This is a genomic window from Pseudomonas sp. HY2-MNA-CIBAN-0224 (genome assembly GCF_040310285.1).
Lineage (GTDB): Bacteria > Pseudomonadota > Gammaproteobacteria > Pseudomonadales > Pseudomonadaceae > Aquipseudomonas > Aquipseudomonas helleri.
The window spans coordinates 1-260 of record NZ_JBEOPQ010000656.1; the positions used below are offsets into that span (position 1 = coordinate 1).

Annotated in this window: 1 pseudogene; it reads right to left on the reverse strand. The window is 49.2% G+C overall.

From position 1 onward, the window contains the following. Positions 1-32 precede the first annotated feature (32 nt). A pseudogene (gene prfA, locus AAEZ03_RS27940) lies at positions 33-260 on the reverse strand (peptide chain release factor 1); the annotation flags it as partial.

Sequence of the window (260 nt, forward strand, 5' to 3'; positions counted from 1 at the left end):
GGACAGTGTCTCGCTTTTATAAACCAATGGCTTTAGTCCGCACCAATACTGGCCATCAAGTCCGCCTGATGCTCGCGTAACAATGCATCAAGAATCTCATCCAAATCACCTTCCATAATGGCATCAAGCTTGTATAACGTTAGGTTAATACGATGATCGGTCATACGACCTTGCGGGAAGTTATAAGTGCGAATGCGCTCTGAGCGATCGCCACTACCGACCAAGTCACGACGGATGGTGTCTGCCGCATCAACCTGCGC